The organism is Actinomadura meridiana (assembly GCF_039537545.1).
GTDB lineage: Bacteria > Actinomycetota > Actinomycetes > Streptosporangiales > Streptosporangiaceae > Spirillospora > Spirillospora meridiana.
In genome coordinates, this window is the sequence record NZ_BAABAS010000011.1 from 150,249 (window position 1) to 176,711 (window position 26,463).

A 26,463-nucleotide genomic window follows, 5' to 3' on the forward strand; every position below is an offset into this window, starting at 1 on the left:
CCATGAACTCCCCCCAATGGCCCGGCGGGCCCCCGGCCGGTCCGGGTTTTCCGCCGCCCCCGCCGGGACCGCCGCTGCCGGGAGGCCCGGGCTTCCCCACTCCCCCGCCGCCGCGCGGCGGCGGGGGCGCGATCGTCCTGGTGCTGATCTTCGGCGCGGTGGCGCTGCTCGCCGTGGTCGGCATCGGCGCGTTCGTCATCCTGGGCGACGATGACGGCGACGACCCCCGCACGACGTCGGCGCGGCCCACGGAGTCGGCCTACTCGCCGCCGACCGCCACGGAACGGCCCAGCACCCCGGACCCGAGTCCCACGGAGTCCAGCGGCGGGTCGGACCCGTCGTCCGTCCTCGGCCCAACGATCCGGACGGCGAAGGGCAACACCTTCACCCGCGCGGGGACCCGCACCTCGGACTGCGTCAGCCGCGCCAACTCCAAGCTGCGCACCGCGCTGCGCTCCAGCCCCTGCGTCGGGAACATGTACTCCGCCGTCTACGCCGACCCCGCCAAGCGGATCATCACGTCGGTGTCGATCGCGCGGTTCTCCAGCTCGACCGCGGCGAGCGGTATCAGCCGCCTCACCAACACCAAGGGCTGGCCGCTGCTGCTCACCCCGTCCGACGCGAGCGGCCTCCCGCAGCCCCGCTCCGACCCCGCCTACTGGACGCGGTCCTGGACGCAGGGCGCCAACGTGATCTACGCCCAGTCGTACTGGACGACGGGCAACGACACCGGCGGCCGCACCGGCCGCGTCTTCACCACCGCGGGCGAACTCGGCGTCGAGGTCACCAACACCCTCGTCTGGACGGACTGACCGCCGCCCGCCCGACCCGCCGGGGTGCCAGGGACGAGGGTCAGCGGTGCCCGCCGCCGCCCAGCGACCGCGCGAACACCTCGTGCACGACGCGCGTCACGGCGGTGCGGGCGGCGGCGGAGACCTTCGACATGTCCATCGAACCGCCGGTGGCCAGGTGCCGGTCGTACGGCACGAACACCACGGGCAGGCCCCACGCGGTCAGCATCTGGTGCGCCCGCTGGAGGTCGGCGCCCACCTGGGGCGCGTGCGAGACCATCGTGATCACCGTGCGTCCCAGCAGGTCCCGCTGGTCGTTGGCGGCGTACCACTCCAGGGCGCCACGGGCGCTGAGCGCGCCGTCGACCGTGCCCGGCGTGACGAGCACCAGGCCGTGCGAACCGGCGACGACACCCCGGTTCACCTCGGTGAGGATGCCCGCGCCGCAGTCGATGACCGTCGCGGCGACATAACGGCTGAGGGAGCTGAGGGCGGTCTGGAACGTCTCCAGCGCGAACTCTCCGGCGATGCGTCCGCCGCGCGTGGACGACAGCACGTACAGGCCCTCGCGCGTGCGCGTCAGGAACGACTCCGCTTCCTGGAAGGTGTTCGGGTTCTGCGCCGCCAGGTCGAACAGCGAAAGGTGCGGCCGGACGCCGAGACGCAACGGCAGCGATCCCAGTTCGGCGTCGGCGTCCGCGGCGAGCACCCGGTCGGGACGGTGCCGGGCCAACTCGGTCGCGACCAGCGCGGCCATCGTCGTCTTGCCCGCGCCGCCGCGCACGCTCGCGATGGCGATCTGGCGGGCACTCGGCACCGGCCGCCGCATCAGGTCGACGAACGCGGCCAGCTCCCTGGCCTCCCGCGCACCGCCGCCCATCGCGTTGCGGACACCGCGCCGGACGCGCCGTCCGAGGGGGTCGCCGTGCTGGTTCCGGCGGACGAGGTCGTCCGGCGGTGGCGGCCCCTGCTCACCGTGCTGGCCGGGAGCCGCGGGCTGGACGGGCGACGGCGCCACGGGCCCCGCGGCCGTCTCGGCGCGCTCGCTTCCGTCCCCCGGCTGGGACGCGTCACCGGGCGCCGACGCGGCGCCGAGCACGGGATTGACCGCCGACTCCCAGTCGAAGTCGGAGCTCACGAGCGGCTCCGGTTGTTGCCCCTCACCGGGAGCGTCCGCCCCCTGCCTCGGAGCCCCCGGCTGAGCCGCCACCTGCGGAGACGGCGCGGGCGGCTGCGGCTGCGGTTGTGGTTGTGGGGGCGGCGCGGGCGGTCGCGTCGGCTGGACGGGCGGCTGCGGAGCGGGTGGCTGCGGGGCGGGCTCGGGCGGCTGCGGGGGCACCGGCTGCGCTTCCGGAAGCAGCGGCATCTGCTGTTGGGGCGCGGACGGGGAGGCCTCTGCGGACGGGGCGAACGGGGGCACTTCCGGCGCGGCGGTCGGCGCTTCCGCGGCGGGACGCGGGACGGGCATGGCGACGGGCTGCTGCTCGGGCGCCGGACGCGGCGGCGCCTCGGCCCCCCAGGATCCGTGCACCGGGCTGCCCGGCACGCCGTCGAGCAACTGGAGCCCGCGTCGTGAGACGCCGAGCTCGCGGAGCACCGCGTGCTGCCAGCTGGAGTCAGTCACCTGCCTCCCCTCTCACCGGTCAGCCTACGAGACCCGGCCGCGCCGCACGGACGCCGCCGGACACATCCGCGGTACGTCCGAAGACCGCGCGCACCGTCCTCCCACAATCGTAGGAGTACCGCCAAACCAGAATCTCACCGAACCAATAGGTTGATCGTGGCGTCCAATCCCAAAGCGACCGAGTCCCCAGTTAGTCTGTTCTCAGCCCCGTCTCGCCAAGCCAGCGAAAACCTCCGGAGCCACCATGCCCCCCACCCCGGCACGGCGGTGGGCGCCACGTCCGAGCGACCGGCGCCCGGGGCAGGCGGGGTCAGCCGCCCTGACCCGGCCCCGCGCTCCGCGAGTCCTCCGCGTCCTGCCGCCGGCTCTCCTTCCGGGCGATCCACGTCTCGTACGAAGCGAGCGCCCGCTCTCCTCCGGGACGCAACTCGAACCGGATGCCATGGTCGCCCTCGAACGGGTTCCGGTGATCGAATCCCGCGCGGTAGATCTCGTTCGGCACCCTCTCCGGGAACGCGTCGCAATAGGGGATCCAGCGATCGAGCGACGTCTCGGACTCCGGGTTGGACCGCTTCTGCAACCGCACGCAGGCGTCACAGATATTCGGCCTCCTGCGCATCGCTGGCCCGCCCTTCACTGGTGCTCGACTCGGTCCGCGCGGCGCACCGCACGGTCTCCGCAGTGTTCCATAAGGACACCGGTGTTCCCCAGGCGTCCTGGACATTCCGCGGCAGGTTGCATAAGGATCCAGATAAGCCCTATAAATGATCAATCTCTGTGTTCCTGTGATCGTGCGCGGTCGCGGGCTCTCAAAGCTCCCGACGAACAGAGGGGTACCCGTGCGCGCTGAATGGCAGGCACACATCGACGAACTCCTACAGACCTACCAGGAGAAGCGTCGACAGATCGCTGACATGCAGTCCAAGCTGGAGGCGATCGAGGCCGAGGCCGAGGCCGCCGACGGAATGGTACGGGTCAAGGTCGACCGACAGGGCCGGCTGACCTCCCTCGAACTGGATCCGCGCGTACAGCGCAAGCTCGGCTCGGAGCAGCTCGCCGAAGCCATCCTGGAAGCTTCCAAGGACGCTCAGTCGCAGGTCACCGACCAGATGCGCGCCGCCATGCGTGATCTCGCGCCCGAGGGAGCGGCCGACGCCGGTTTCGACATCGGCAAGCTGCTGCCGGAACGTCCTGACGACATCGACGCCATCCGCCAACGACTCGGGATCCTGCCGCGATGACCTATGACTACCTCGAAGTCAACACCGACGAACTGAAACGTGCGGGCGAGGGCTTCCACACCGGCGCCACCCAGATGCAGAAGATCTACGACCGGCTGAGCAACGCGCTCAACACCGAGGGCCCGTGCTGGGGCTCGGACGAGACGGGCCAGACGTTCGCCGAGGGCTACAAGGAGCCGAGTGACAGCGTGCTGGAGTCGTTCCCCAAGCTCAAGGACGGTCTCGACGGCATCAAGAAGGGCGTGGACCAGATGGCCAAGTCCTACAAAAAGGCCGAGGACTCCTCAAGGCTGAAGTGAGCTGACCCGTGGGTCTTGAAATCCCAGAACCGGTCCAGTGGCTGTCCTGGATCATCGGATCCGACTGGCCAGAGGGCGACGAGACGGCGATGCGCCGCTGCGCCGAGGCGTGGCGGACCGCCGCGACCGAGATCAACGAACTGATCGAGGACCTCAACGGCACGGCCTCCAACGTCAAGGGCGCGCTCGACAGCGGCGCGGCGGAGGAGTTCGGCAAGAACTGGGAGAAGTGGGTCTCCACCGACCCCGAGATCCTGCCGAAACTCGCCGAGTCGTGCGGCAAGCTCGGCGAGACGATGGACGGCGGCGCGCTCGACATCGAGTACGCGAAGTACATGTTCATCGCGCTGCTGATCGTCACGGCGATCGAGATCGCCTACCTGATCGCGGCTGCCTTCGCGACGTTCGGCGCGTCCACCGCGGGCATCCCGGCCGTCGAGGCCGGGGCGCAGGTGGCGTCCAGAACCATCTTCCAGCGGTTGCTGGAGTGGCTGAGCCAGCGGTTCCTCGGCGCCGTGCTGAAGGGCGCCATCGTCGGCGCGTTGGAGGGCGGCGGGCTCGACCTGCTCGTCCAGGGCGTCCAGATCGCGCAGGGCAACCGCGACGGCGTCGACTGGAAGAAGACCGGCTCGGCCACCCTCGACGGCGCGATCGGCGGCGCCATCTCCGGCGGCATCGGCCACGGAATCGGCAAGATCCCCGGCGTGGGCGACGCCGCCGACACCGCGCTCGGCAGCATGGCCAAGGGCATGGCCCGCGACGGCGCGTCCGAGGCGATCAGCGGCGTGGCCGGCACGGTCGCCACCGCCGCGATCCACGGCGACCCCCTGACCTGGGACTCCATCGCCAAGGGCGCCACGTCCGGCGCGTTCGGCGGCGCCGTCGGCGGCGGCAAGGACGGCCTCAACGAGTACCGCTCGTCCCTCCCCGGCGGCGACCCACCGGCTCCACCGTCACCTCCCTCTCCGGGCTCCGACCCGAACCCGTCGCCCTCCCCGTCACCTTCGCCTTCGCCGTCCGGCGGTGGCAATGATGGTGGCGGCGGCAATGACGGCGGCGGCGGGAGCGGCGGCGGTGGCGGCGGCAGCCACGGAGGCGGGGGCGGAGGCTCCGCCTCCGGCGGCGGTGGCAACGACGGTGGCGGCGGCGGTGGCGGGAACCGCATCGCGACACTGCTGGGCGGCGGCGGCAACGACGGTGGTGGCGGCGGAGCGTCCCTGGCTTCCGCGGCCCCCGACGGCGGCGGAGGCGGCGGAGCCTCGGGCGGTTCCGGCGGCGGCTCCGGCGGAGGTTCTGGCGGCGGCCTCGGCGGCAACCCGGCCGCGTTCGGCGGCGGCGGCTCACCCTCCGGTGGCGGCTCGATGGGCGGCGGCGCCCCGTCCGGCGGCGGCGCGGCCCCAGGCGGCATGTCCCCCATGGGCGGTGGCGGAGCCCCCGTGGGCGGCGGCGCGGCCCCCTCCGGCGGCGCCTCCGCATCAGGCGGCGGCTCATCCTCCGGCGGCTCCACAGGTGGCTCGTCATCCTCCGGCGGCGGTTCGTCGTCCGGCGGCTCATCCTCTTCAGGCGGCTCGTCGTCTTCAGGCGGTTCCTCGTCGTCCGGCGGCTCGTCCTCTTCCGGCGGCTCGTCGTCCTCCTCTGGCGGCTCGTCCTCGGGTGGCGGCGGCAGTGCTGGCGCGGGCGGCGGCCCCGGCACCCGTGGCGGGTCCTCCGCGCAAGGCGGCGGTCCCTCCCGAGCCGACGGCACCTCGTCTCCGGGCGACGGCACGTCCACAACGCACGAGGGCGCCTCCACGCCAGGTGACGGGACCACCCCCGGCGACGGCACGTCCACGCCGCACAACGAAGCGTCCGCTCCGAGCGACGGCACCTCCACCCGGGGCGACGGCACCACGCCCAGCGAAGGGACCCCCACCCCTCACGAGGGCACGTCCAACCCGAGCGACAGCACCTCCACACCGCATGAGGGCGCGTCCACCCCCGGAGACGGAACGTCCGCTCCAACCGGCGGCACCACCCCCAGCACGGGCACTTCCACACCGGGCGACGGAACGTCCACGTCCTCCCCGGAGTCGGGCACCCCGGGAGATGGTGGCTCAAGCTCCACTGACAGCACTTCCTCGCCCGCCACGCCGTCCTCCAGCGGCGATGCGGGTTCCCCCGAGGCGGCGAGCAGAGGCACGTCCACACCCGGCGACACATCGTCGACCACGTCCGGCGGCGACTCGACCACCTCTGGCGGCGACTCGAACGCGTCCAGCGGTGACTCGACAACGTCCGAGGGTGGTTCAGGCACGCCGGACGAGGGTGGCTCCACGACACCCGACACCGGGGGCGACACCACACCGGGTGATGAGCCCGCGCCCGATGGCGGGGAAACGAGTACTGCCTCCAACTCGGATCCGCTCAGCCCTGACGAGCACGCGGAACCGCAGGACGCCATGGCCCAGCCTTCGGACGGCTCCGGCGGGCAACCCGGCAACTTCACGGCCATGCCGATCATGCCGATGGGCATGATGGGCGGAGGCGGTGGCCGGGCCGGAATGCCTTCCGCAGGGGGCGGCGCCGCAACGCCGTCCAACGCCGGTCCGGGACGAACGCCCGCATCATCGTCGCCGTCCTCGGCGCGCTCACCGGAACGTTCGGGCGCGGCGGACGGCCCCGAGCTGGAATCTCCTCAGCCGAGGCAGGAGTCCCAACCGTACGAGCCCTCGGACCCGGGGGCACAGCCGAAACCGCCCCCGATCGAGAACGTGAACGAGCAAGGGGTCGTCCGCAACGAGCAGGCCCCACCCCACGAGGACACGGCCCAACCGAACGAGGACGCGCCGCACAAGAAGGAAGCGGACGGCAGCACTCCGGCGGACGACAGCACCCCGCCGGACAGCAGCACTTCCGCCGACGACGCGGCCGACAAGGCACAGGAACTCGCCGACGCCGAGCAGCAGACGCGGGACGCCCTCGCCCAGTTCGGCAACGACGCCCCCACCGTGGACTTCACGTCCAACCCGCTCGACCCGGCCGCCGTCGCCGAGATCAACAACGCGATCCAACAGCTCGCCGCTGACTATCCGAGCACGATGCGGGGCTTGGACCACATCGGCTCCGAGGACTTCAACCAGTCGCTCGGACCGGGCAACGACGACGTCCTCGCCTACGCGACCCCCGAGTCCAACAGCCCGGGGATCTACATCAACGACGACGCTTTCTCGGACAACACGCAGCGGTCCCAGGACGGCGCCGACGAAGAGTCGACCGGCTTCACCGTTCCCGGTGGCGGGTCCACCGAGGGCGTCTTCACCCACGAGTTCGGCCACCATCTCGGCGAGCAGCTCCTCAACAACACGCAGATGCTCGCGGACCTGAACCAGGCCGTGTCCAACGCGCTCGGCGTCCCGTACGACGCGACCCAGCCGCACGACCCGGCCACGCAGCAGCGCGTGGAGAACGCCCTTTCCGAGTACGGATCGGGCGACCCGCACGAGATGATGGCGGAGGCGTTCACCGAGTACCGCCTCTCCGACAACCCCCGCGCCCTCGCCCAGGCCATCGGCCAGGTCATGGACCGCCACCTCGGCGCCAACGCCACGAACGCGCCGAACCCGAACCCGAGCCCCCCGGCCAACGGGAATGGGAACTCATCCCCGTCCCACCCCAAGGAGAACCAGCCCGGCACGGACAACGGCCAGCCCCGCACGGACGAAGGCCCAGGACGCACCGACGAAAACCCGTCGTCCGAAAACAACAGCCAGCCACGCACAGACGATGGTCAGACACGCACGGACGACACGGGCCAACCACGCACGGACGAGACGACCCAACCGCGCACAGACGACGGTCAAACTCGCACGGACGACACGGGCCAACCGCGTACGGACGACGGTCAAACTCGCACTGAGGACACTGGCCAGCCGCGTACGGACGAGACAGGCCAGCCGCGGACAGACGACGCGGGTCAGCCGCGGACAGACGACGCGGGTCAGCCGCGTACGGATGATGGTCAGACTCGGGCGGATGACGGTCGCGGTCGTGATGATGAAGGCGCCGGACGCAACGACGACGGGCAGCCGCGCACGGACGGTGAAGGGCAGCCGAACGACGGCTCCGACGGGCAACCGGGACGTCAGAACACACCGGAGGGGCTGCCCGGCTCACTCCACGACGCCTGGCACAACAGCACCGAGACCCCGGCCGGACGGGCCCTCTACGGGCCGGACGAGCCGCTCGCGCGGGGAACCGCGGGCATGGTGCAACCCGACCCGGCGGGCAGGTTCGTCCTCGACGCGCATGGCGACCGCGACGGAGTGATCGTCGGGGACCAGCGGATGAGTGCCGCGGACCTCGCGGCGCTGGTCCGCAGCGACCCGAACTGGAACGGCCGCGACCTGCTCCTGCTGTCCAACGACAGCGGGGACGGACGCTTCGCGGCCGACGTCGCCCGGGAGCTCGGGGTCCGCGTCACGGCTCCGACCGCCGCTGTTGACCTCGACGCGCACGGCAACCCCGAGTCGTCCGGCTGGACGATCCACGACCGCGACGGCAGCGAGGTCGCGCCCGACCCGGTGCGCCGCTTCACCAGCGACGACGAGGGCCAGTGGTACGGCGACAACCAGCTCGGGGACCAGTTCCACAACCTGCCGCCGGACCAACAGAACGCGCTGTACCAGTACACGGTGCAGTCGATGCCGAACGCTTTCCTGCGGCCGAACACCGACCTGCCCGGATTCCTGAACCAGTTGCAGGGCGAGTCCAATACGGCTCGGGGCCTGACCAACATGAACGGCGGCCACTCGCTGCCCACGGTCGACACTCTGCGCGCCTGGTCGGCCAACCCGAATCTCACGCCCGACCAACGCGCACTGGTCGACCATGTGCTGTCCGCCGCCAATCCGGACATCCGGCTTCAGCAACTCCATGAGAACGCGGGGTACCACTCCTTCCTCCATGGCTACTTCGGTGAGACGCCGTCCGTGGACGCGTTCAACCGGCGGATCAACGAACTCGACCACGCGCTGAACCAACCTCTGCCGGAGCCGGTGCAGACCGAACGCGGCCTGCACGATGTGAACTTCATGCGGCTCCCCGACGGCACCGCGCTCGGCCCGCGTGACGCGCAGATGCTGGTCGGGTCGATCCAGACGGAGCCGGGCTTCATGTCGACGTCCCTCGGGCGCGAGCCCGCCGTGGTCGACGGCGACCCGTTCAGCTACCGGATCCATATGGACCTTCCGGAGGGGTCGGACGGGGTCTGGATGGGCCGCAACAGCCACTATGGGGAGCAGCGCGAGCTGATCCTTCCGCGCGGCACCCGCTACCAGATCACGAGCGTGGACACCAACGCCCGTGACAGCGCCGGCAACCCGATCGTCGAGATCCGCGCCAACGTGATCCCGCCGGGCGCCCCCGACCCGGGCCCGGTCACCCCGGGCGGCGCGTCGGCCACACCACCGACCGGCAACCCGGCATACGCGGGCCCACCACCCAACCCCGGCCCCTCACCCCTCCCAGGATCGCCATCAAACCCGGGCCCAGGCTCGCCACCGAACCCCGGCCCTGCGCCGCTCCCAGGTGCGACACCGAACTCCGGCCCGTCCGACCCGGGCTCGTCCAACTCGGGCCCGACGCCGCGCTTCCGCACCGCACCACCGTCCGACCCGGGCGGGGGTCCGACGCCGGAGAACGGCCGTCCGGGCGAATCGCAGCCACGGTCGAGCGATGGCCAACCCCGTTCCGACGACACCGGACAGCGCTCGGACAACACCCAACCGCGCGACGCGGACGAGCCTCGGCACGAGGGCGAGGGTTCGCCGCGTTTCAGGCGGAGCGGCACGGAGGACTCGGGGGAAACCCCGCGTTCACCTGGTGAGGCCACGGACAGCCCGGCAACACCTCGGTCGGACGCCCCCGCCCGCTACGGCTGGTACGAGGAATCCCAGCAGGGCACCGCATCCGCACCCAGCCCCTCAACCCCAGGCAACTCGAACCCAGCCACACCGACCTCGGGCACACCGACCGCAACCCACCCCACGCCCGGCAACCCCAGCCCCACGCCCGGCAACCCCAGCCCAACACCCGGCAATCCCACGCCCGGCGACCCCAGCCCCACGCCCGGCGGAGCAGCGGACGCGGGCACGCCGACGCCGAGGACGACGACGGAGTCGCCCGCCCCGCGATCGGGCGACGAGTCCACACCGCCGACCGATGGCCGGGCTGGCACCGACAGCAGGTTGCAGGACGCGTCCGTCCCACCGCCGGGACATGCCGTCCCGAGAACGGCCGAGGGTGATGGCCAGGCGCCACGGACGGCGGATCCCGAACTCATGCGCCGGATCCATGAGAACGAGCAGATCCGGCAACTGGTGGAGGAGTCACGCGCGACGGTCGTCGACGAGCGGGGGAACCGGCTCGGCGATCTACTGGACGACGACCTGCGGAACCGGCTGCCGAACCATCCCCACCTCGCGCGGATCATCGAGGGCAACGGCCCGCCACCGCTGACACCGGCCGAGGACTCGCTCCGGCACTCCCTGCTGGCGCGGCCGAGGACGCTGCACAGCCTGCTGTCCCAGCCGGAGGCCGTCCACATCCTGGAGGACGCGGTCCGGGAGGTGAACGAGCGCGGCGCCGACGCGATCCTGGACGAGGGCGAGATACAGCCCACGCCGACCCCGTTCGAGGACTGGCAGATCGACATCAGCGACCGGGCCATCGACGAGATCGGCCCCGGTAAGTCGCCGAAACAGCCGGGATTCGACGACGACGCCCTGAACGCCGAGCGGGAGCAGGCCGGGGGTCAGCCGCTCGCGAAGGACAACGAACTCGTCAACCGGTACCTGAACGATCTGTACCGGCAGGCCGCCGAGGGCACCGGCACACTCCGGCAGGTCCTGGACGACCTGGCGAACGAGCCCGCCGACGCCAAGATGCGTCCGGGACCGAAGGACCGGGTCCGCGCCCTCGACAAGATCATCAATGAGAACGACGGGGACGCCTCGGCGCTCAACGACCTGCTCGGCGGCAAGGTCCAGTTCGACAGCGTCTCGGACCTCTACCGGGCGCTCGACCAGGTCGTGGAGGTCGCGCGGCGGCACGGCGTCGAGGTCGTGTCGATCAAGGACCGGCTGCGCAGCCCGCAGCCGAGCGGCTACCGCGACATTCGGATGACGGTCCGGATGCCGAACGGGCACATCGGCGAGCTTCGGCTTCACCTCCGCTCGTTCGACAACGTCGCCGACTACGAGCACTCGCTGTACGAGGTGTCGCGCGACATGCCCAACGTCGCCGAGGAACGGGCGGCGCGTGGTGAGCGCGACGCTCCGCTCACACCGGAGGAAGAGGCCGTCCGCGAGGTGATCAACCGCCGTCTCAACGAGCGGTTCGACGCGGCACTGGACGAGGCGCTGCCGCCGGAACTGCGCTCCACGCGCGACGACGGCGACGACCATGCCCCCACCGACGAGCAGACCCGCACCGAACAACCTCACGACGAACAACCCCACGACCAGCAGACCCACGACGACGAGCAGGGCCCCGTCCGGGACGAGGAGGCCGACACTCCGGAGAACATCCCGGAGGGCCTGCCGCCGCACCTGCACGACGCCTTCCGGGACAGTGAGGCGACTCCCGCCGGCCGGTCATTCCACGACCCTGACGATCCCGCGATGCGAGATCTCGCCCGGCGCGTCCCGGCGGACCCGCAGCGGTACACGGTCGACGGGCACGCCGACGCGGAAGGGTTGCGGCTCGGCGGCGGGCGCCGGCTGAACGTCGACGACCTCGCGCACCTGATCCGCAACGACCCGACCTGGGACGGCCGCGAGGTCCTGCTGCTAGCGTGCCGGACCGGCGACGGCGACTTCGCCGCGCAGCTGGCCCAGCGGCTCGGCGTGCCGGTCACCGCCCCGCACGGGCTGGCGTGGACCGACAGCAACGGCAACACCTTCGCCACGTCCGGCCAGACCGGGCCGGACGGGGTGCTCCGCCCCACCTGGCCGCCGAACGGCACGTGGCAGACCTTCAATCCCGACGGCACCACCTCCATGGCCGGGCAGGACGGCCGTCCCCCGGGCAGGGAGGAGCATCGCGGCCCGGACCAGGAGAGGCCCGGTGGCGACGCCGAGGCTCGGGGACTGCGCGACTGGTTCCGGCGCGAGGGCCACGTCGACGAGGACGGGTATCGCCGGTTCGACACCGACGAGCAGGGTGAGCGGTACGGCGAGAACCGGCTGGCGCAGACCTACCACAACCTGCCGCACCACTTGCAGCAGGCCCTGCACTGGTACACCGTGCAGTCGATGCCGAACCCGCATCTGCGGCCGGGCGCCGACGTGGCACGGTATCTGACCCATCTGTACACGGAGCAGAACTACGTTCAGCATCTCGCGCACCTGAACGGCGGGATGATGCCGGTTCACCGGGACCAGCTGATGCAGATCTGGAACCGGCCGGACCTCACCGACTACCAACGGCAGCTGATCCAGCACGTCGTCACACAGCCGAACCCGGAGGCCCGTCTCCAGGAGATGTGGGGGAGCCACCAGCAGCGCGAGTTCCTACGGCGCTATCTCGGTGCGGAACCTACTCCGGACGCCTTCTGGCGGCGGATCGACGAGCTCGACCAAGCCCTGCATCAGCCGCTGCCCGAACCCGTCCAGACGATGCGCGGTCTGCACGACGTGAACTTCATGCTGGCCTCGGACGGTGGGCCCCTGGCCGGACGGAATCCGCTACTCCTCGTCGGGACCGTGCAGAACGAGCCGGGCTACATGTCGACCTCGCTAGGATCGGGGACGACGGAAGTCGACGGGGAAGGCTTCAACTACCAGTTGCACCTCAACCTTCCCGAGGGTGCCCACGGGGTGTGGATGGGGCGCAGCAGCGCATATCCTGACCAGCGCGAACTCGTCCTCCCGCGCGGCACCAGGTACTACATCAGGAGCGTCACCCAAACCGGGTGGAACGGAACCCAGCCGGTCTTCTCCGTCGAGGCGGACGTCATCCCGCCCAGGGCCGCTACGTGAGAGACAGAATGACGAGGGAGAGGCGCACACGTCATGAGTGACGGGTTTCCGGATCTTCCGCAGGCCCCGCCCATCGAGGGCGGGATCCGGCCGCCGAAGCCGTCCTATGAACAGTTCACGCGGCAGGCGGTCTTCTACCTGCCCGTCGTTCGTCGTGGTGAGCTGCTCGGGTACTTGTGGGCCGCAGAATCCAACGTGAAGGCGGCCGGTTTCATCCGGTCCATCGCGGCCCGGGCGGCGGGCGCGGATGCCACTTCTGTCTGGGGACGGCGCCTGGACACCTTCCATGACCGTGGAACTCCCGCTTTGGACGCGATTCGGGGCTGGGTCGGTGCGCCCGAGGACCCGGTCGGCGGCGCGGTCCCGCCGGGTACGCGAGAGCGGCGCGTACCGAGTCTTGCCGCTCTGCACGAGTTGGCGAACCCTGGCACCCCGGTGTCGTCCGGGCCGCTGATTCAGGACGGTCTGTATCCGGACGGGACACCGGTGGACCGCTCGGCGGGTTGGGGTCCGCTGGTGAGTGTTCGGCCGCCGTCGTACGCGACGCGGACGGCGACGCCCGTGTTGTCCTATCCAGTGACGCGCGGTGGGACGGTCCTCGGCTACGTGTGGGCGTCGGTGTCGGAGGATGCGGCCTCCTACCTCCGGCGGGCACGCGCGGACCGCGACGGCGAGATCGCGGCGGGACTGTGGGAGGCGCGGTTGGCGGACGCCTTCGGCGCGGGCGTGCCCGCCGCCGACGCGGTACGGCGGTTGCGCGGAACACCCGAGGACCCGCTCGCCGGTGGCATCGCCGCCGACGCGCAGGAGCACCAGGCCACCGGGCTCGACGAGTTGGACCGCCTCGCACGCGAATAGCGCCAGGTTCGGCCGTCCATCACGGATCATCATGGGAGTCCCGCTGTGCAGCTGGTAAGGAAGACCTATCCGCGGTACTTCGTGTACGACGAACGGCCGGTGGTCTTGGTGAAGGTTCCCGGCGGCGGGTTGGACTGTGTGGCGGCCGACCCCCGCACCGGCGCGTTCGTACGGGCCATGCGATATATCGGCGAACTGGACCTCAACAAGAGCGCCGACATCGACGAACTGTCGTTCGCGGAGTTCGTCGAGGCGGTGGAGTTGTTCCGGGCTCACAAGGGTCTGGGGGACGGCGCGGTCGCGGCGCTCTACGAGACGATGCGTGGTCTTGAACAGGCCGCGTCGGAGGACGGGCGTCGGCGGTTGAGCGCCGAGGAACGGGCGTTGATCCGTTCGCTGAGCGCACGGACGAACCCGCTGTTCGACGAGGCGTTGCGCGAGCGCGGGCTGGCGGGCACCCCGGACCCCGCGCCCGTGAAGATGCTGATCGCGCGCGTGTTCGACTCCGTCGACCCGTCGGGGGCGCCGGTCGTGCGACGTCCCTCGGTTCCCGAGCAGGAGAGGGAGGCGCTGCTGCGGTATCTGGAACGCGCCCCGATCGTCCTGGCGGCCAGGGGTTATGACACCGACGTCCTGGACCCGGGTCGGCGCGCCGAGGTGCCGATGACCTACCACACCGACGGTGCGTGGATCTGGCCGGGCGCGGTCGCGTACTACCTGCGCGTCCACGGTGTCGCGCCCGAGGCCGGTCTGGTGGGTTTCGCCCGGGGCAACGGGTTCGAGATTCCCGAGGTGGACGAGGACGCGCGCCGCCGGGCCACGGAGACGATCACGGCGGCCTCGTCCTGAGATGTCCTCTCCACACCGAGCGTCCGCATGATGAGTGAGCAGCCTGCCCCGTGGGATGCGGGCGCTCCTCCGGGGACGCCCGCGCCGCCTTCTCCCGCAGGAGACCGCCGCGCCCGTCCGGTATCTGCCCGTCACCGTCCAAGGGGCGGTCGTGGGCTATCTGTGGGCGTCCCTGGACGGCCTGGCCGCCGGTTATGTGAACCGCGAGCCCGCGGGGGTCGCGGGGGAGGTCGCGGCCGGGTTGTGGAAGATGCGGCTGTGCGACGCCCACCGCGAGGGCGTCCCGTCGCTGGAGGCGCTGCGCCGGTGCGCGCTCGCACCGCAGGACAGGCTGTCGGGAATCATCGGCGGCGACGCACCAGAGCGGAAACTGCCCGGCCTCCGCGCGCTACGGGGGCTGGCACGTCAGTGACAGAACGCTTCATGGGCCTCGAAGCGCCTCCAGAGCTTCCGCAGGACGGGTTCGAATTCGTCGGGCGGCTCTTCCCGGAGAGTGCCTGGACGTTCGTCCGGGGACGCCAGGTACTTCACGATCTGGTCGGCGACCGCGTTTCGCGTTTCCTGCGGGAACCGTCGCCTCGCGGCCAGGGATGCCTTCTCCCGCGCCCACTCGCGGCCATGCTCGATTCCGGCGCCCTCGCCCGGATATCCGAGGCGGACGAATCGCGCATCTATCGTGAGCGACGCGAATCGCAGGGCGACTGACCACAGCGGGTGAACGAATACTGAGAACGGGAGGTGAGAACGGTGCTGGACACCGCTGAGCAGGATGTGTATCTGAACGAGATCGCTTCCATGCTCTTCCATTTGGCGCCCGCCGGCCGGGAGTCCATGAAGTTCGCCTTCTTCGCCGTGGGCACGTCGTACGAGCAGGCCGCCATCCCTTCCGTGTCCAAGCGCACGGAGTCACTGCTCCCGCTCAGTGGAATTTTCCCGATCGCGCGCGAACTTCGATCGCGGATGTACGGGGAAGGCGACGGGACGTGGCTGGAGATGAACCTGAACGTTCAGTTCCAGCCTGGCACGACCACACCTGCGGACGGTGACGCCCCGCAATGGAACGTCCGGTTCAAGAGCGTGGACGAGATCACGTTCATGGACGAGGTCCCCCCGGCCGCCGCGGCGGAAGAGTTGCGGATGTTCCCGCAGGAGCCGCACCGGATCCCCGCGTGGATGGCGAGGCTGGCGGCCGTCCAGGAGGCGGCGGACCATTTCGACGCGGCCACGTTCACATCCCAGTCGGAAACAGACCTGCGGGCCGCCCTGCCCGATGGCCTGGACGTACTGTTCCCCACGGCCCGCGACAAACTGCTGGACCTCCTGCCCGCGGAACACGCGGCCCGGTTCCTGCTGGGCAGCCTGGCAGACGGATGCTGGTCCGTCGTCCACCTACCGCCCGCGTGGCTGGCGGTCCGCATGGAGGATGGCGCGTGCGTCGAGCGGCAGGCGTTCACCGACCCCTCGGCCGCCGTCGCGGTCGCGGCCGGTGCCGTGATCGCCGAGGCGGGCACCGAGGTGAACTCCTCGGTGCTGGCGGGCGCGGGTGTGCTGAACGAAACCATCATCCGCAAAAAGAACGTTCATGCCTGGAAGTTCAACACCCAGGCGCGGAACGGAATCCATCAGATTCGCCGTTCGATCGCCGCCGAACGACCACAGGGATCCGCCACCCGGGGACGCCGCTACTTCGCGTTGTCGCCGCTGGAGAACAGGCCGGGCGGCTACTTCGTCGTCCATCCCGGACCGGTCCCGGCCCAGGGCGACTTCGTCAGTACACACCAGATCTTCGAATGGTACGTCCGGCGATCGCTCCCCGAAGCCACCATTCCACCACCCGCACCGGCCGAGACCGCGACCCTGCCCGCAGGCACGGAACTGGACACCTACGCCGGAGAGAACACGCTGTTCAGCATCGGCACCCCCTTCGAGAGAAGGCAGATGCACGGATACCCGGAAGACACCCCGTATCTCGTCTACCGGCTGCTACGCCCCCTTGAGGCGACCCTCGCCGAATTGGACTCCAGAACCGTCTACCGCAAGGGAGAGCGCGGACCGAAACGGCTCCCCGACGAACACGGCCAGGGCTACTACCTCGAACACTCGATCATGGACCACCTCGAAGCCGGTGACATCGTCGAGATCAGCGGCCCCGGCGGCACGCCCCTCCCCCTGCGCGACCCCTGGGACATCGAGGAGTAAGGATGGCGAAAGAGAACCCGTCCGGCTGGCCCCACGACGCCCGGGAATGGCGGCGCGGCCTCGCCGTCTCCCCCCGCGCGGACGAGCACATCCCGGCTGGCCGCGCGCACGGCTCACTCCCGCCCAGAGCCTGCGGGAACAATAGACTTGCGCGACGAGGAGAGGAGCAGCGACCCGATGAACCAGCCCCCCGCCGAGGTGCCGGACGTCGCCGACGACGTTCGCTCCGCCGCGGTCACGACCATCACCGGCTCATCCCAACGATGAGGTGCCGACATGAATGACTTCCCACCGAACACCCCGCAGGGCCCCGGTGGGGTTCCGCTGCCGCCCGTGCCCCGGTTCGAGGAACCGCCGACCTACGCATACCGGACCCGCACACCCATCATCATTCTGCCGGTGATGTTGAACGGGCTTCATGTCGGCTACCTCTGGGCGGGCGTGGACGACGAGTCCGCCGGGTTCATCCGGCGCCGGGAGTTCACGCGGCAGGCGTTCGACGCCCCGTTCGTCTGGATCCGGCGGCTACGGGAGGCGTACACGCAGGGCCTTCCCGCCCGCGAGGCGGTCCGGCAGTGGATCGGCCGCCCCGAGGACCCGGAAGGCGGGGGCGTCCCCGCCGACGCTCGCGAAGAGACCGCGGACAGCAGCGAGGCACTGACCCGGCTGGCCGACCCCGACGCCGAACCCTCCCTCCTGGACTCCCTCTTCCACGGCAAGCTTCCCGACGGCACCCCGATGGACCGGTCGCAGGGCTGGGGGCCGCTGCACTTCGAACTCCCGCCCGGCTACGACCTGACCACCGACGGGCCCGTCCAGTACCTGCCGGTCGTCAAGGACGACCTCACCCTGGGCTACCTGTGGCAGGGCGGCACCGCCGCCCAGTTCGAGCGCCGCATCGACACCGCCGCCCTCGGCAGCGCCGCCGCAGCGACCTGGATACAACGCCTGCGCGAGTTGCACGCGCGCGGCGTCTCTCCGTCCGACGTCCTCGCACAGTGCCGTGCCATGCCCGCCGACCGTGACTCAGGCGCCGTCCCCCCGGACGCGACCGTGCAGCACGCGCCGACCCAGGCCGCGCTACGCGAGCAAGCCGACACCTACGAACAGTCGCTGCCACTGGTCAACAACCCGGTCCCGGGCAGAAACGACGTCCTGACACGCCCCGCCCTCAGCCCGCAGGAGCGCGACGCGGCGCTCCGCTACCTGCACGAGGGCACCGTCGTGTACGACAGCCGCCGACAGTACGTGGACGGTTTCTCCCCCGATAAGCCCCAGAACGTCCCCGACACCTACCAGACCGACGGCACCTGGATCTGGCTCGGCGGCGTCGCCCACCACCTGGAACACCACAACATCGCTCCCGAACCCGACCTCCTCCAGCACATCAGAAACAACAACTTCCAGGCCCCCCCGGTCGACGCCACCACCTACGAACTGGCCAAACGCACACTCCGCCTCCACCGAATCCTCGTCCCGCCCCCCATGTGAGCCCCAACCGGCTCACCCACGTCTACTGCACGAATCACGCGGCAGGCGGTCGTCCACCTGCCCGTCGTCCGCCGAGGTGAGCTGCTCGCGCATCTATGGGACGCGGAGTCGAACCCGAACGCCGCTGGCTTCGTCCGGCACCTCACAGCCCTGACGGCGGACGCGCGCGAGCACCGCTCCGTAAGTCTCGGCACCCCGCGCCGCCCCCTGGCCGAACATGCGGCCGATGATGGAACCGCCTGCGCGAGTACCACGTCAGTTTCAACAACGACTGCGACCCGCCGCAGGATTCTGAACTAACCACGGAGAAAAGGCGAATTGTCCGCGAGAATCCGGTCTTCACATGGGAGTTCGGGCTACCGCGCCCTCCCTCTGCGAGGCATCGGTTTTCTTCCGCACAATCAGTGGACAGGGGTGTGGGTAGGATGCCGGGAATCGTCCCGCTCTGATCGTGCTCCGAGCACCAACGCCTACCGCCCCGACATATTTGGAGTCCCAGCATGTTCGGCCCTGACTTCGACATCGACAAGGTTCTCGAGGACGCACAACGGCGAGTGACAAAAATGACGGCGATCAGAGAGCAGACCGCCCACCTCACCGGGCACGCCGAATCGACCGAAGGGCGCATCAAGGTCACGAGCAGCGCCACCGACCCCGTCGCGGAACTGCGCATTGATCCGCGGGCCATGCGCATGCCGGCCGAGGAGCTGTCGAGCGCCATCAGAAGCACCATCACGGCCGCTCGGCACGATCTCGATCGGCAGGTCGAGGAACTCGCCGCGTTCGAGTACGGAGACGCGGGCAATCCCCTCGACGCGCTGAAGGACAAGGAGAACATGAAGGCGACGCTCGGGGAGGTCCAGGGCATGTTCGAGAAGGCCGGCAGGGACACCCAGACGATGATCGATCAGCTCAGACGCAACCTCGGGATCACCGGCCAGGAACCGCCTCGCTGACGCCTCCAAGGAGAAACGCCGTGGGCCACAACAAGATCAACAACATCCTCAACTCCCCGACTCCGGCCGCCGACCCGTCCCCGACTCCCGCTCCTTCCGCCACGCCTCCCGCTCCTTCCGGAACGCCGTCCGGCGGCGGCACCCCCTCGCCCTCTCCCGGCGCCGCGCCCCCGACGTCGCCACCCGGCGCCAAAGGCAGCGGTGAAGTCCATTTCCATCCCGAGAGTCTGAAGAAGCTCGGAGACGCCATCGAGAAGGACGTGGGCGCGATCCTCAAGAACGCCCGGTACAAGCTGAACGTCAAGCCTCGCGACGCTCAGCCCGACGCCTTCACCACCTTCGGCTTCTCCTGCGCGATGGCGTACACAGAGGTGATCGAGTTCGCCGACCAGGACCTGATCAACAAGGAGAAGCTGCTCATGGACTTCAATGACCGCCTGCACAAGGCGGCCATGAACCAGGACGAGGCCGATCGGAAGTCGACGCTCAGCGGAGGTCAGTGATGTCCGGCCCACTCGCGGCCTGCAAAGGCTTGGCCGAAGCGTCGATGTACGAGTGCATCTTCGCCTCCATCGTGATCCCCGCCGCGATTCCGATGAACCAGATCGTGTACCAGGCCCAGGGCGACCCCCAGAAGATCTGGGACGCCGCGGACGGCTGGAAGGAAACGATCGACGAACTCCAGAAGGCCAAGGACGAACTGGATTCGCTGACTCACGGCGTCCAGCAGATGGCCTGGCAAGGTGACGACCGCACGGCCTTCGAGAAGCGCATCAAGGAATACGGTCAGCAGCTCGACGCCGCCATCGCCATGGCATGGGCGGTCGCCATCTCGCTGTGGATCCTCGCCGTCATGATCGGCGTGTTCATCTTCCTGATGTTCGTCATCGTCTCCCTGCTCGCGATCTTCGCGGCGGCGATCTCCATCGCGGCCGGCAGCATCATCGGGGCACCGGCGGCCCTGGAGATGGAGGCGCAGGCGAACCAGTTCGCCAGCATGGCCTACCGGATCCTCAGCATGGGCTCGAAGGTGCTCACGATCACCTTCGGTGCCACCGCGGGGATCTACTCTCTCGCCCTGGCCGGCAACATGGCGTGGCAGTGGGGCCACGGCAACGACGACGTCGGCAGGACCTTCGGCCAGGCGACGGTCAACGGCCTCGACGACATGATCAAGGGGACTCTCGGCTACCTGGAACAGAAGTTCACCGGAAGGCTGATGGGCGAAGTCCCGGTCGGCACATGGACGGGCATTCCGCAGGCGAGTCGCATCGCGCCGCTCACCGGACTCGAACGGGGAGCCACGGGCCTCGGCGCCGTCGACACCAGGAACGGCGGACCCGTCCTCGTGTCGGGCGGAGAAAAACTCGCCGGGGCGTTCGGCCTCAAGGGCGGCGAGTACGGCAGCGGCGAGAACGGAGAACCCGACCCGGGCCGAAAGTACGTGGACGACACCCAGCCCACCCGCGAGTAGTCACGGCCTGGCTCGCCGTTTCCCTCCCGCCGACGGCGCACACAGGGACCATCTGGGATTTCCCGAATGCCCTGCTCCCCACATGGGTCGTGGCTGAGGTGCCCGTGGTATCCGCCCCGGGCAGATCCCACCCAAGGCTTGAGGGTGGCGAGAAGGTCACCGATCCTCTCTGTGTTTCGAGGTGCGTAAGCATTCACGGGTCAATCCAGTCACGCGGATGATCACCTCGGACGACCGCCGGAACGTCAACTGAACGAGGGCCGAGCTGGAGCACATGCGCCTATGTGCCGGTAGCACTATGCTCGCCTCGTTCGGATCGAATGAGGTGCCACGTGTCTCCCGGTCTCATCATCGCCGCAGCCGTTTTCCTGCCCGGCCTCCTCGGGATACTTCTGCTCGGTATCGCCGCATACCGTGGCCGCTGGCATTCCTGGCACGGGAATGACACCTTCTTCCACTGGCCGTACACACCCCTTTCCGGCACATGGTTCGCGGCGTCCGCGCTGCTCATCGTGATGACGTTCGTCATCGCTTCGCACGTCCCCGGCGCCGTGGTCGCGTTTCTCGCGCTGGTCGCCGGCCTCCTCGGGCTCACCTCCATCGTCGTCTACGTGCATCCCCCCAGGTGGATGCTGCCCCGATACGTCCGATGGCTGGACGGCGACGCCGGTATCACCGAGCGCCCAACCTGCCTTGACACCTACAAGGATTCGCGGCTGAACCGGGTCATGCGCACCCTCACCCTCGACCCCCGCGAGCACTGAGAAGCACACACGGGCCGGAAGCCAGTGGTCCACACGGGTGTCACAACAACGGCAGCAGGGGCGCACCGGAGGGCGGCATGGTAGGCCTCCAACACATCTGATCGTCAGCGTCTGGGCAGTGGATTCTGCGGCCCTCCGGGCGGGCCACCAGCCGGAGGGTATTGGGGCCTCATCGGCGCGCCATGCTGGTACGGCGACTACTGCGGTCCACTCCGCGTGCCCCGAACGGCTGCGGCGACGACATCGGCCCTATCGGCCCAGACGGCGGTGTCGGACTCCGGCGCCGAAGAAGCAAGAGGAACACGACACCGCCCAAGACGAGCAGTACGACCACACCACCGGCGACAATCAAGACTGGAAAGCCACTGGAATCGTCCCCCTCCGCGGCAGCAGCCGGTTTCGTCGCGCCGCCTCCGGTCGCACTGCCCGCGACCTTGTCGAGCCGCTCATACACCGGGTTGGGAGCGTTCGCCGGGACGTCCTGCGTGAGAGCACGCGGGATCCTAATGACGCCGTAACCCAACATGTGGTCTTTGCCAGGCGGGCCGAAGTCCTTCGCGGTCGCGATCAGACGCTGCACAACCTGCCGAGCCGACAGCTTCGGATCATAACTGCGCAACAGCGCGGCGGCCCCGGCCGCCAGCGCGGACGCCTGGCTCGTCCCCTCACCAGCATCGAAAACGTGACCGCGCTTGTTGATCCAGCCGACGTCTTGTCCAGGCGCACCCACTGTGACGTAGCTCTGCTTCTGCGTCGATTCCCAGGGTTCTCCGTTGTGGGCGAGCGCCCCGCCGGCGAGGACTCCTGGGCATGACGCCGGATAGGCAGGCTGATTATTGAAATCGCCCGAGTTGCCCGCCCCTGCAACAATCACGACATCCTTGGCCGCCGCGTACTTGATCGCGTCGAGCAGTTGGGGAGGGCACTGGTTCGGATAGAGGTTGGCGGATTCACTGGCTTGGGAGATGTTAATGACCTTGGCGCCGTGATCAACAGCGAAGCGGACCGCCTTCCCCGTCATCGGACCGCTCAGAGAGGGAGACGCGATCGGAAGAATCATGGCTTCTGGGGCAATCCCGTAGAACCCTGAGTTGGTGCCCCGCGAGGCGATCAGACTCGCCATGCCGGTGCCATGACCGTCCTGGTGGGTGTCATAGTCCTCTCTGCCGTCGCCGCCGTAGCCCGTCATGTCGCCACCCGGCAACACGGCGGGCTTCAGGTCGGGCAACTTGGCATTGACCCCTGTGTCGATAACGTCGACCGTCACGCCTTTACCCTTGGTGAGCGGCCACACCTTCTTCTGAATGCTCCAGGAGTCAAACCACCATTGCTGAGCCGAAGGCCCCGGAGCAGCATGGACTGGAGCGACCCCGACCACCGCCAAGCCGATCGCTGCCTCAAGCGCAGCCGTCCGAACCAGCCACCGCACCTGTCGCACACTCCCTAGTCAGTCACGAACCAGTTACACCGATCCGAACAGCGAGAGACCGAGTCCGCCGACCGCCCGCACTTGGCCGATCACCGGTGGAGCGGTGTCGTCGGCGCCGACCAGCCTTTCCGCAGAGATGGCGTCCTGCGTCGTCCCATGCGCAGCGGCTTCAGGCCAGCCACGCCAAAGGCCGGCACCTCCGACCGTCAGCGTCCTGGAGGCGGGTTGTGCGGCCCTCCGGGGGGATACTGCGGGGGCTGCATCTGCGAGCCGTGTTGGTACGGCGACTGCTGCGGCCTCCCGAACTGCTGCGGCGGGGACGGCATCGGCCCCATCGGCCCAGTCGGCATCGCTGAGTTTCGGCGTCTCAGGAGCAGGAACGCGCCCCCACCCAGGACGAGCAGCGCGACCACGACCCCGGCGACAACCAGCACCGGGAAACCGCCTGAGTCGTCCTGTTCCACGGCGGCCGGTTTCGTAGCGCCATCACCGGCCTTGCTCGCTGTGGCCTTGTCGAGCCGCTCGTACACGGGATTGGGCGCATCCTCCGGGACGTTCTGTGTAAGCGCTCGCGAGATGCTGATGACGCCGTAGCCCAACATGACGTCCCTGCCAGGGGGGCCAAAGTCCCTCGCGGTCGCGGTCAGACGTTGCACGACTTGTCGGGCAGACAACTCCGGATCGTGGCTCCGCAACAGAGCCGCGGCCCCGGCCGTCAAGGCGGCCGCCTGACTCGTCCCTTCACCAGTGTCGAACACCTGACCGGTCTTGTTAATCCAGCCGACGTCCTGGCCTGGGGCGCCCACCGTTACATAACTCTGACGTTGCGTCGACACCCAAGGCTTACTGTCACGGGCCAGCGCCCCGACAGCGAGAACACCCGGGCAAGATCCCGGATAGTCAGGGCTGTTAACGGTGTCGCCTTCGTCGCCCGCGCTGGCGACAACCACCACGTCCTTGCTGTCGGCGTACTTGACCGCATCAAGGAGCTGCGGCGGGCACTGGTTCGGGAAAACGTCACTACCCGGCAGGCCAAGAGAGATGTTGACGACCTTAGCGCCATGATCAACGGCATAACGTATGGAATTGCTCGTCACCGGGGGACTCACCACCGGGGCGGCGATCGGCAAGATCATTGCCTCCGGCGCGATGCCGTAGAACCCTGAGCTGGTGCCCCGCGAGGCGATGAGGCTCGCCATGCCTGTGCCATGACCGCCCTTGTACCTGTCGTTGTCCTCTCTGCCGTCACCACCCCTGCCAGTCATGTCCGCACCCGGCAACACGGCGGCCTCCAGATCAGGCACCCGAGCATTGACACCTGTGTCGATTACGGCGACCGTCACGCCCTTGCCTTTGGTGAGGGGCCACACCTTCTCCTGAATGTTCCAGGAGCCGAACCACCATTGCCGGTCCGAGAGTCCCGGGGCAGCGTGCGCGGGGACGACTGGGGCCGCCGCCAAACCGATCGCTGTTACCGTTGCCCCTACTCTCAGCAGCCACCGCATCCGTCGCACACTCCCTGGTCAGTCGCAGCAGTCCTAGCCGGAGGCGAAAACCTTCGGCCAGGTACGAGCGCCGCGTTCACTATGAGTTCAGCCGATCACTGGGGGAGCCGTGTCCTCATCGCCACCCCAGGGAGCCTCGTCCTCGGACAGCCAGGTTTCGCGCTCGCGCTCTTCGCCCTCGCCACCCTGGTTGCCCCCGCCCATGCCCATTGGCATGCCGCTCACGGGACCACCGTGCATACCGACACCGCGTCCGGCCGCGCTCACGCCGCCGCCAGGACCGGCGACACCGCTAGAGCCGAATCCGGCCCCTGCACCCGGGCCTGCGGAGTTGCCGCCCAAGCCGCCAGGATCAGCACCAAAGCCGCCACCAGCAGCCCCGCCTCCAGGCAGAGCACCGCCGCCTCCGCCCGGGAAGTTCGACAGGTCAGAACCGGGAGTTCCGCTAAGCGACCCGTCACCGGAACTCCCGCCGCCTGGAACGCCATCGCCGGGAGCACCCGGGGCCCAGGAGTTCGCGCGCCCAGGATCAAGCGGCCCCGTGCTACCGCCCGCGCCACCGGGGAATGAACCAGCTCCATCGCTGCCCGGAAAGCCCGACCCGGTATCGATCTTGCCACCTCCAGGGCCACCTCCCGAGCCACCGCCGGCGCCGCCTCCCGGGCCGCCGCCGGGGCGTTTACGACCCGCACCCTGCATATCGGGAAGATCTTTCTCGATACTGAGCGGGTGCCCCTCGAACGCCTCCTTCATCCGCAAGTTGAACCTTTTCATCAACTCGCGGGCATTGTCGTCGTCCCCACCGGTATGGATATATCCATCTGTCATGGTCTCGCCGGTCGTCTTGTACCAGTCGAGAACATTATGCTTGTACCAGGCGTAGAGAGTGGCGTTCTTGTGACTGCCATCTGAGAGCTTCACGGACGTGTCGTGTACCTGCCCGAGCTGGTCAAGGGCCTGCTGCGCGACGTCCCCCTGCCAGTGCTTGATGATCCGCTTGGCGAAGTTGTTGCGGAGTTCGCTGCTCATTTCGGCCAGGACATCCGCAGCGTCCTTATAGGCGGTTGACGCGTGGCCGACTTTTTCCGGCTTCAAGCTCTTCAACTTGTTCTTGACATCTTCGTGGCTCATGCCACTGACGTCGTAGGTCCCGAAACTCATCCCGTCTCTGATCGCTAACCGCTCAATGTTCGTTCCCATCGGCCCTCCTGCCGAGAGTGGCGATCAGCCGATACTCGGTTTACCGGTCATGGGCTCGACGCCGTCCACTTGCTTTTTGGTCTTACCGTGGGCCTCATCGTATTGATCCGCAGTCGCCATTAACTTTTTGATCACACCCGTGTAGGCGCCTTCGATAGCAACGATATAGGCGTGGAAGCCAGCCTTGCTCGCATTCACGACCCCTACGAACGCCTCCGCGCCCTGGGCGTCGCCGAAGTCACTCGTCGTTATCGAGATGGTACCGACCGCGTTGAGCTTGCTCTTCCACATGTCTAGCTTGTACTTCATGTCCCTGGCGAGCTTCCGGAGCTCCGCAGGATCTACCTCGTAGCCCTTTCCGGCTGTTGCATCCCATTTGCCTCGTTCGGGCTCGTGGGCGCGCGGAAGAGCGTTGGTCTTGTCGTCCCATTTCGTCGGGTGAGCGCCCGCACTGTACTCGTAGTACAGCTTCCGCTGCGATTCGGACGAGAGCAGGTCCCACTGCTCTCGAGTCATCCCCGTCTGGCCAGACTGCGGGAGAACCTTGACGTGCTTGAGCTCTGCGTCTGTCAGGTAGTAATCGGTCACCGTTCGTCCTCCCAGCGAAGCATCTGTCGTCCACCGGCATGCCTGGCGTCGTGCGGGCCCATGGCGGGCCCGCACGACGTTGCCGGACCTCACGGATCGGCGTAGGTCAGCCAGCCCAGATGTTCTGGTTGGCTCGCTCGGCGCCGCTGTAGTTGCTGTGCGCGTCGCCGATCACGAC

20 protein-coding genes are annotated in these 26,463 nt (G+C 69.0%); 14 read left to right on the plus strand and 6 right to left on the minus strand.

Features of this window, described 5'->3' with window-relative positions; all coding sequences use genetic code 11:
- Positions 1 to 2: 2 nt before the first annotated feature.
- Positions 3 to 812: a hypothetical protein gene (locus ABD808_RS20330; protein WP_344898955.1), complete on the plus strand. Its 810-nt coding sequence runs from the start codon at positions 3 to 5 to the stop codon at positions 810 to 812.
- A gap of 40 nt (positions 813 to 852) precedes the next feature.
- On the opposite strand, the gene ABD808_RS20335 is transcribed toward ABD808_RS20330, so the two are convergent.
- Both ABD808_RS20335 and ABD808_RS20340 read right to left on the minus strand, forming a co-directional pair.
- Positions 853 to 2,415 (minus strand): nucleotide-binding protein, encoded by a 1,563-nt coding sequence (locus ABD808_RS20335; RefSeq protein WP_344898957.1) that lies wholly within the window; start codon positions 2,413 to 2,415, stop codon positions 853 to 855.
- Positions 2,416 to 2,725: 310 nt separating this feature from the next.
- A complete protein-coding gene (locus tag ABD808_RS20340; protein ID WP_344898959.1) occupies positions 2,726 to 3,001 on the minus strand; it encodes a hypothetical protein in 276 nt (91 codons plus the stop codon).
- A gap of 253 nt (positions 3,002 to 3,254) precedes the next feature.
- Here ABD808_RS20340 and ABD808_RS20345 point away from each other — a divergent pair, with 253 nt between their 5' ends.
- The 13 genes from ABD808_RS20345 (at position 3,255) to ABD808_RS20405 (ending at position 21,563) form a co-directional block, all read left to right on the plus strand.
- Positions 3,255 to 3,656, plus strand: a complete 402-nt coding sequence (locus ABD808_RS20345) for a YbaB/EbfC family nucleoid-associated protein (RefSeq protein ID WP_344898961.1) — start codon at positions 3,255 to 3,257, stop codon at positions 3,654 to 3,656.
- A complete protein-coding gene (locus tag ABD808_RS20350; protein WP_344898963.1) occupies positions 3,653 to 3,955 on the plus strand; it encodes a WXG100 family type VII secretion target in 303 nt (100 codons plus the stop codon). Before ABD808_RS20345 ends, ABD808_RS20350 begins: the two co-directional genes overlap by 4 nt.
- 8 nt (positions 3,956 to 3,963) lie before the next feature.
- Complete coding sequence (locus ABD808_RS20355) at positions 3,964 to 12,972, plus strand: ADP-ribosyltransferase (RefSeq protein ID WP_344898965.1); 9,009 nt, start codon at positions 3,964 to 3,966, stop codon at positions 12,970 to 12,972.
- A gap of 33 nt (positions 12,973 to 13,005) precedes the next feature.
- On the plus strand, positions 13,006 to 13,830 hold the full coding sequence (locus ABD808_RS20360) for a hypothetical protein (RefSeq protein ID WP_344898967.1): 825 nt from the start codon (positions 13,006 to 13,008) through the stop codon (positions 13,828 to 13,830).
- 45 nt (positions 13,831 to 13,875) lie between these two features.
- Positions 13,876 to 14,679, plus strand: a complete 804-nt coding sequence (locus tag ABD808_RS20365) for a hypothetical protein (RefSeq protein WP_344898969.1) — start codon at positions 13,876 to 13,878, stop codon at positions 14,677 to 14,679.
- Positions 14,680 to 14,713: 34 nt separating this feature from the next.
- The gene (locus tag ABD808_RS20370; RefSeq protein WP_344898971.1) at positions 14,714 to 15,091 is read left to right on the plus strand and encodes a hypothetical protein; all 378 of its coding nucleotides are present in this window, start codon (positions 14,714 to 14,716) and stop codon (positions 15,089 to 15,091) included.
- Between the two features lie 11 nt (positions 15,092 to 15,102).
- Complete coding sequence (locus ABD808_RS20375; protein WP_344898973.1) at positions 15,103 to 15,384, plus strand: hypothetical protein; 282 nt, start codon at positions 15,103 to 15,105, stop codon at positions 15,382 to 15,384.
- Positions 15,385 to 15,426: 42 nt separating this feature from the next.
- Positions 15,427 to 16,878, plus strand: a complete 1,452-nt coding sequence (locus ABD808_RS20380) for a hypothetical protein (RefSeq protein WP_344898975.1) — start codon at positions 15,427 to 15,429, stop codon at positions 16,876 to 16,878.
- A 276-nt stretch (positions 16,879 to 17,154) separates the two neighbouring features.
- A complete protein-coding gene (locus ABD808_RS20385) occupies positions 17,155 to 18,369 on the plus strand; it encodes a hypothetical protein (RefSeq protein ID WP_344898977.1) in 1,215 nt (404 codons plus the stop codon).
- Positions 18,370 to 18,869: 500 nt separating this feature from the next.
- Positions 18,870 to 19,325 (plus strand): YbaB/EbfC family nucleoid-associated protein, encoded by a 456-nt coding sequence (locus ABD808_RS20390; RefSeq protein ID WP_344898979.1) that lies wholly within the window; start codon positions 18,870 to 18,872, stop codon positions 19,323 to 19,325.
- A gap of 20 nt (positions 19,326 to 19,345) precedes the next feature.
- The gene (locus tag ABD808_RS20395) at positions 19,346 to 19,828 is read left to right on the plus strand and encodes a hypothetical protein (RefSeq protein WP_344898981.1); all 483 of its coding nucleotides are present in this window, start codon (positions 19,346 to 19,348) and stop codon (positions 19,826 to 19,828) included.
- Positions 19,828 to 20,799: a hypothetical protein gene (locus tag ABD808_RS20400; RefSeq protein WP_344898983.1), complete on the plus strand. Its 972-nt coding sequence runs from the start codon at positions 19,828 to 19,830 to the stop codon at positions 20,797 to 20,799. Before ABD808_RS20395 ends, ABD808_RS20400 begins: the two co-directional genes overlap by 1 nt.
- 332 nt (positions 20,800 to 21,131) lie before the next feature.
- Entirely contained in the window at positions 21,132 to 21,563 is a 432-nt protein-coding gene (locus tag ABD808_RS20405) for a hypothetical protein (RefSeq protein ID WP_344898985.1), read from the plus strand.
- 169 nt (positions 21,564 to 21,732) lie between these two features.
- Here the strand turns inward: ABD808_RS20405 and ABD808_RS20410 are convergent, their stop codons facing one another.
- From ABD808_RS20410 to ABD808_RS20425, 4 genes are all read right to left on the minus strand, one after another.
- Positions 21,733 to 22,992 carry a S8 family serine peptidase gene (locus ABD808_RS20410; RefSeq protein WP_344898987.1) on the minus strand — a complete coding sequence of 420 codons (1,260 nt, stop codon included), beginning with the start codon at positions 22,990 to 22,992 and terminating at the stop codon, positions 21,733 to 21,735.
- Between the two features lie 206 nt (positions 22,993 to 23,198).
- The gene (locus tag ABD808_RS20415) at positions 23,199 to 24,497 is read right to left on the minus strand and encodes a S8 family serine peptidase (protein ID WP_344898989.1); all 1,299 of its coding nucleotides are present in this window, start codon (positions 24,495 to 24,497) and stop codon (positions 23,199 to 23,201) included.
- Positions 24,498 to 24,584: 87 nt separating this feature from the next.
- Complete coding sequence (locus ABD808_RS20420) at positions 24,585 to 25,697, minus strand: hypothetical protein (RefSeq protein WP_344898991.1); 1,113 nt, start codon at positions 25,695 to 25,697, stop codon at positions 24,585 to 24,587.
- A 24-nt stretch (positions 25,698 to 25,721) separates the two neighbouring features.
- Positions 25,722 to 26,285, minus strand: coding sequence for a hypothetical protein (locus ABD808_RS20425; protein WP_344898993.1), 564 nt, complete (start codon positions 26,283 to 26,285; stop codon positions 25,722 to 25,724).
- Positions 26,286 to 26,463: the final 178 nt, after the last annotated feature.

Coding starts and splice junctions, on each gene's coding strand:
- ABD808_RS20330 (WP_344898955.1), top strand. CDS start 3: ATGAACTCCCCCCAATGGCCCGGCGGGCCCCCGGCCGGTCCGGGTTTT.
- ABD808_RS20350 (WP_344898963.1), top strand. CDS start 3,653: ATGACCTATGACTACCTCGAAGTCAACACCGACGAACTGAAACGTGCG.
- ABD808_RS20360 (WP_344898967.1), top strand. CDS start 13,006: ATGAGTGACGGGTTTCCGGATCTTCCGCAGGCCCCGCCCATCGAGGGC.
- ABD808_RS20375 (WP_344898973.1), top strand. CDS start 15,103: ATGGGCCTCGAAGCGCCTCCAGAGCTTCCGCAGGACGGGTTCGAATTC.
- ABD808_RS20385 (WP_344898977.1), top strand. CDS start 17,155: ATGAATGACTTCCCACCGAACACCCCGCAGGGCCCCGGTGGGGTTCCG.
- ABD808_RS20390 (WP_344898979.1), top strand. CDS start 18,870: ATGTTCGGCCCTGACTTCGACATCGACAAGGTTCTCGAGGACGCACAA.
- ABD808_RS20400 (WP_344898983.1), top strand. CDS start 19,828: ATGTCCGGCCCACTCGCGGCCTGCAAAGGCTTGGCCGAAGCGTCGATG.
- ABD808_RS20415 (WP_344898989.1), bottom strand. CDS start 24,497: ATGCGGTGGCTGCTGAGAGTAGGGGCAACGGTAACAGCGATCGGTTTG.
- ABD808_RS20420 (WP_344898991.1), bottom strand. CDS start 25,697: ATGGGAACGAACATTGAGCGGTTAGCGATCAGAGACGGGATGAGTTTC.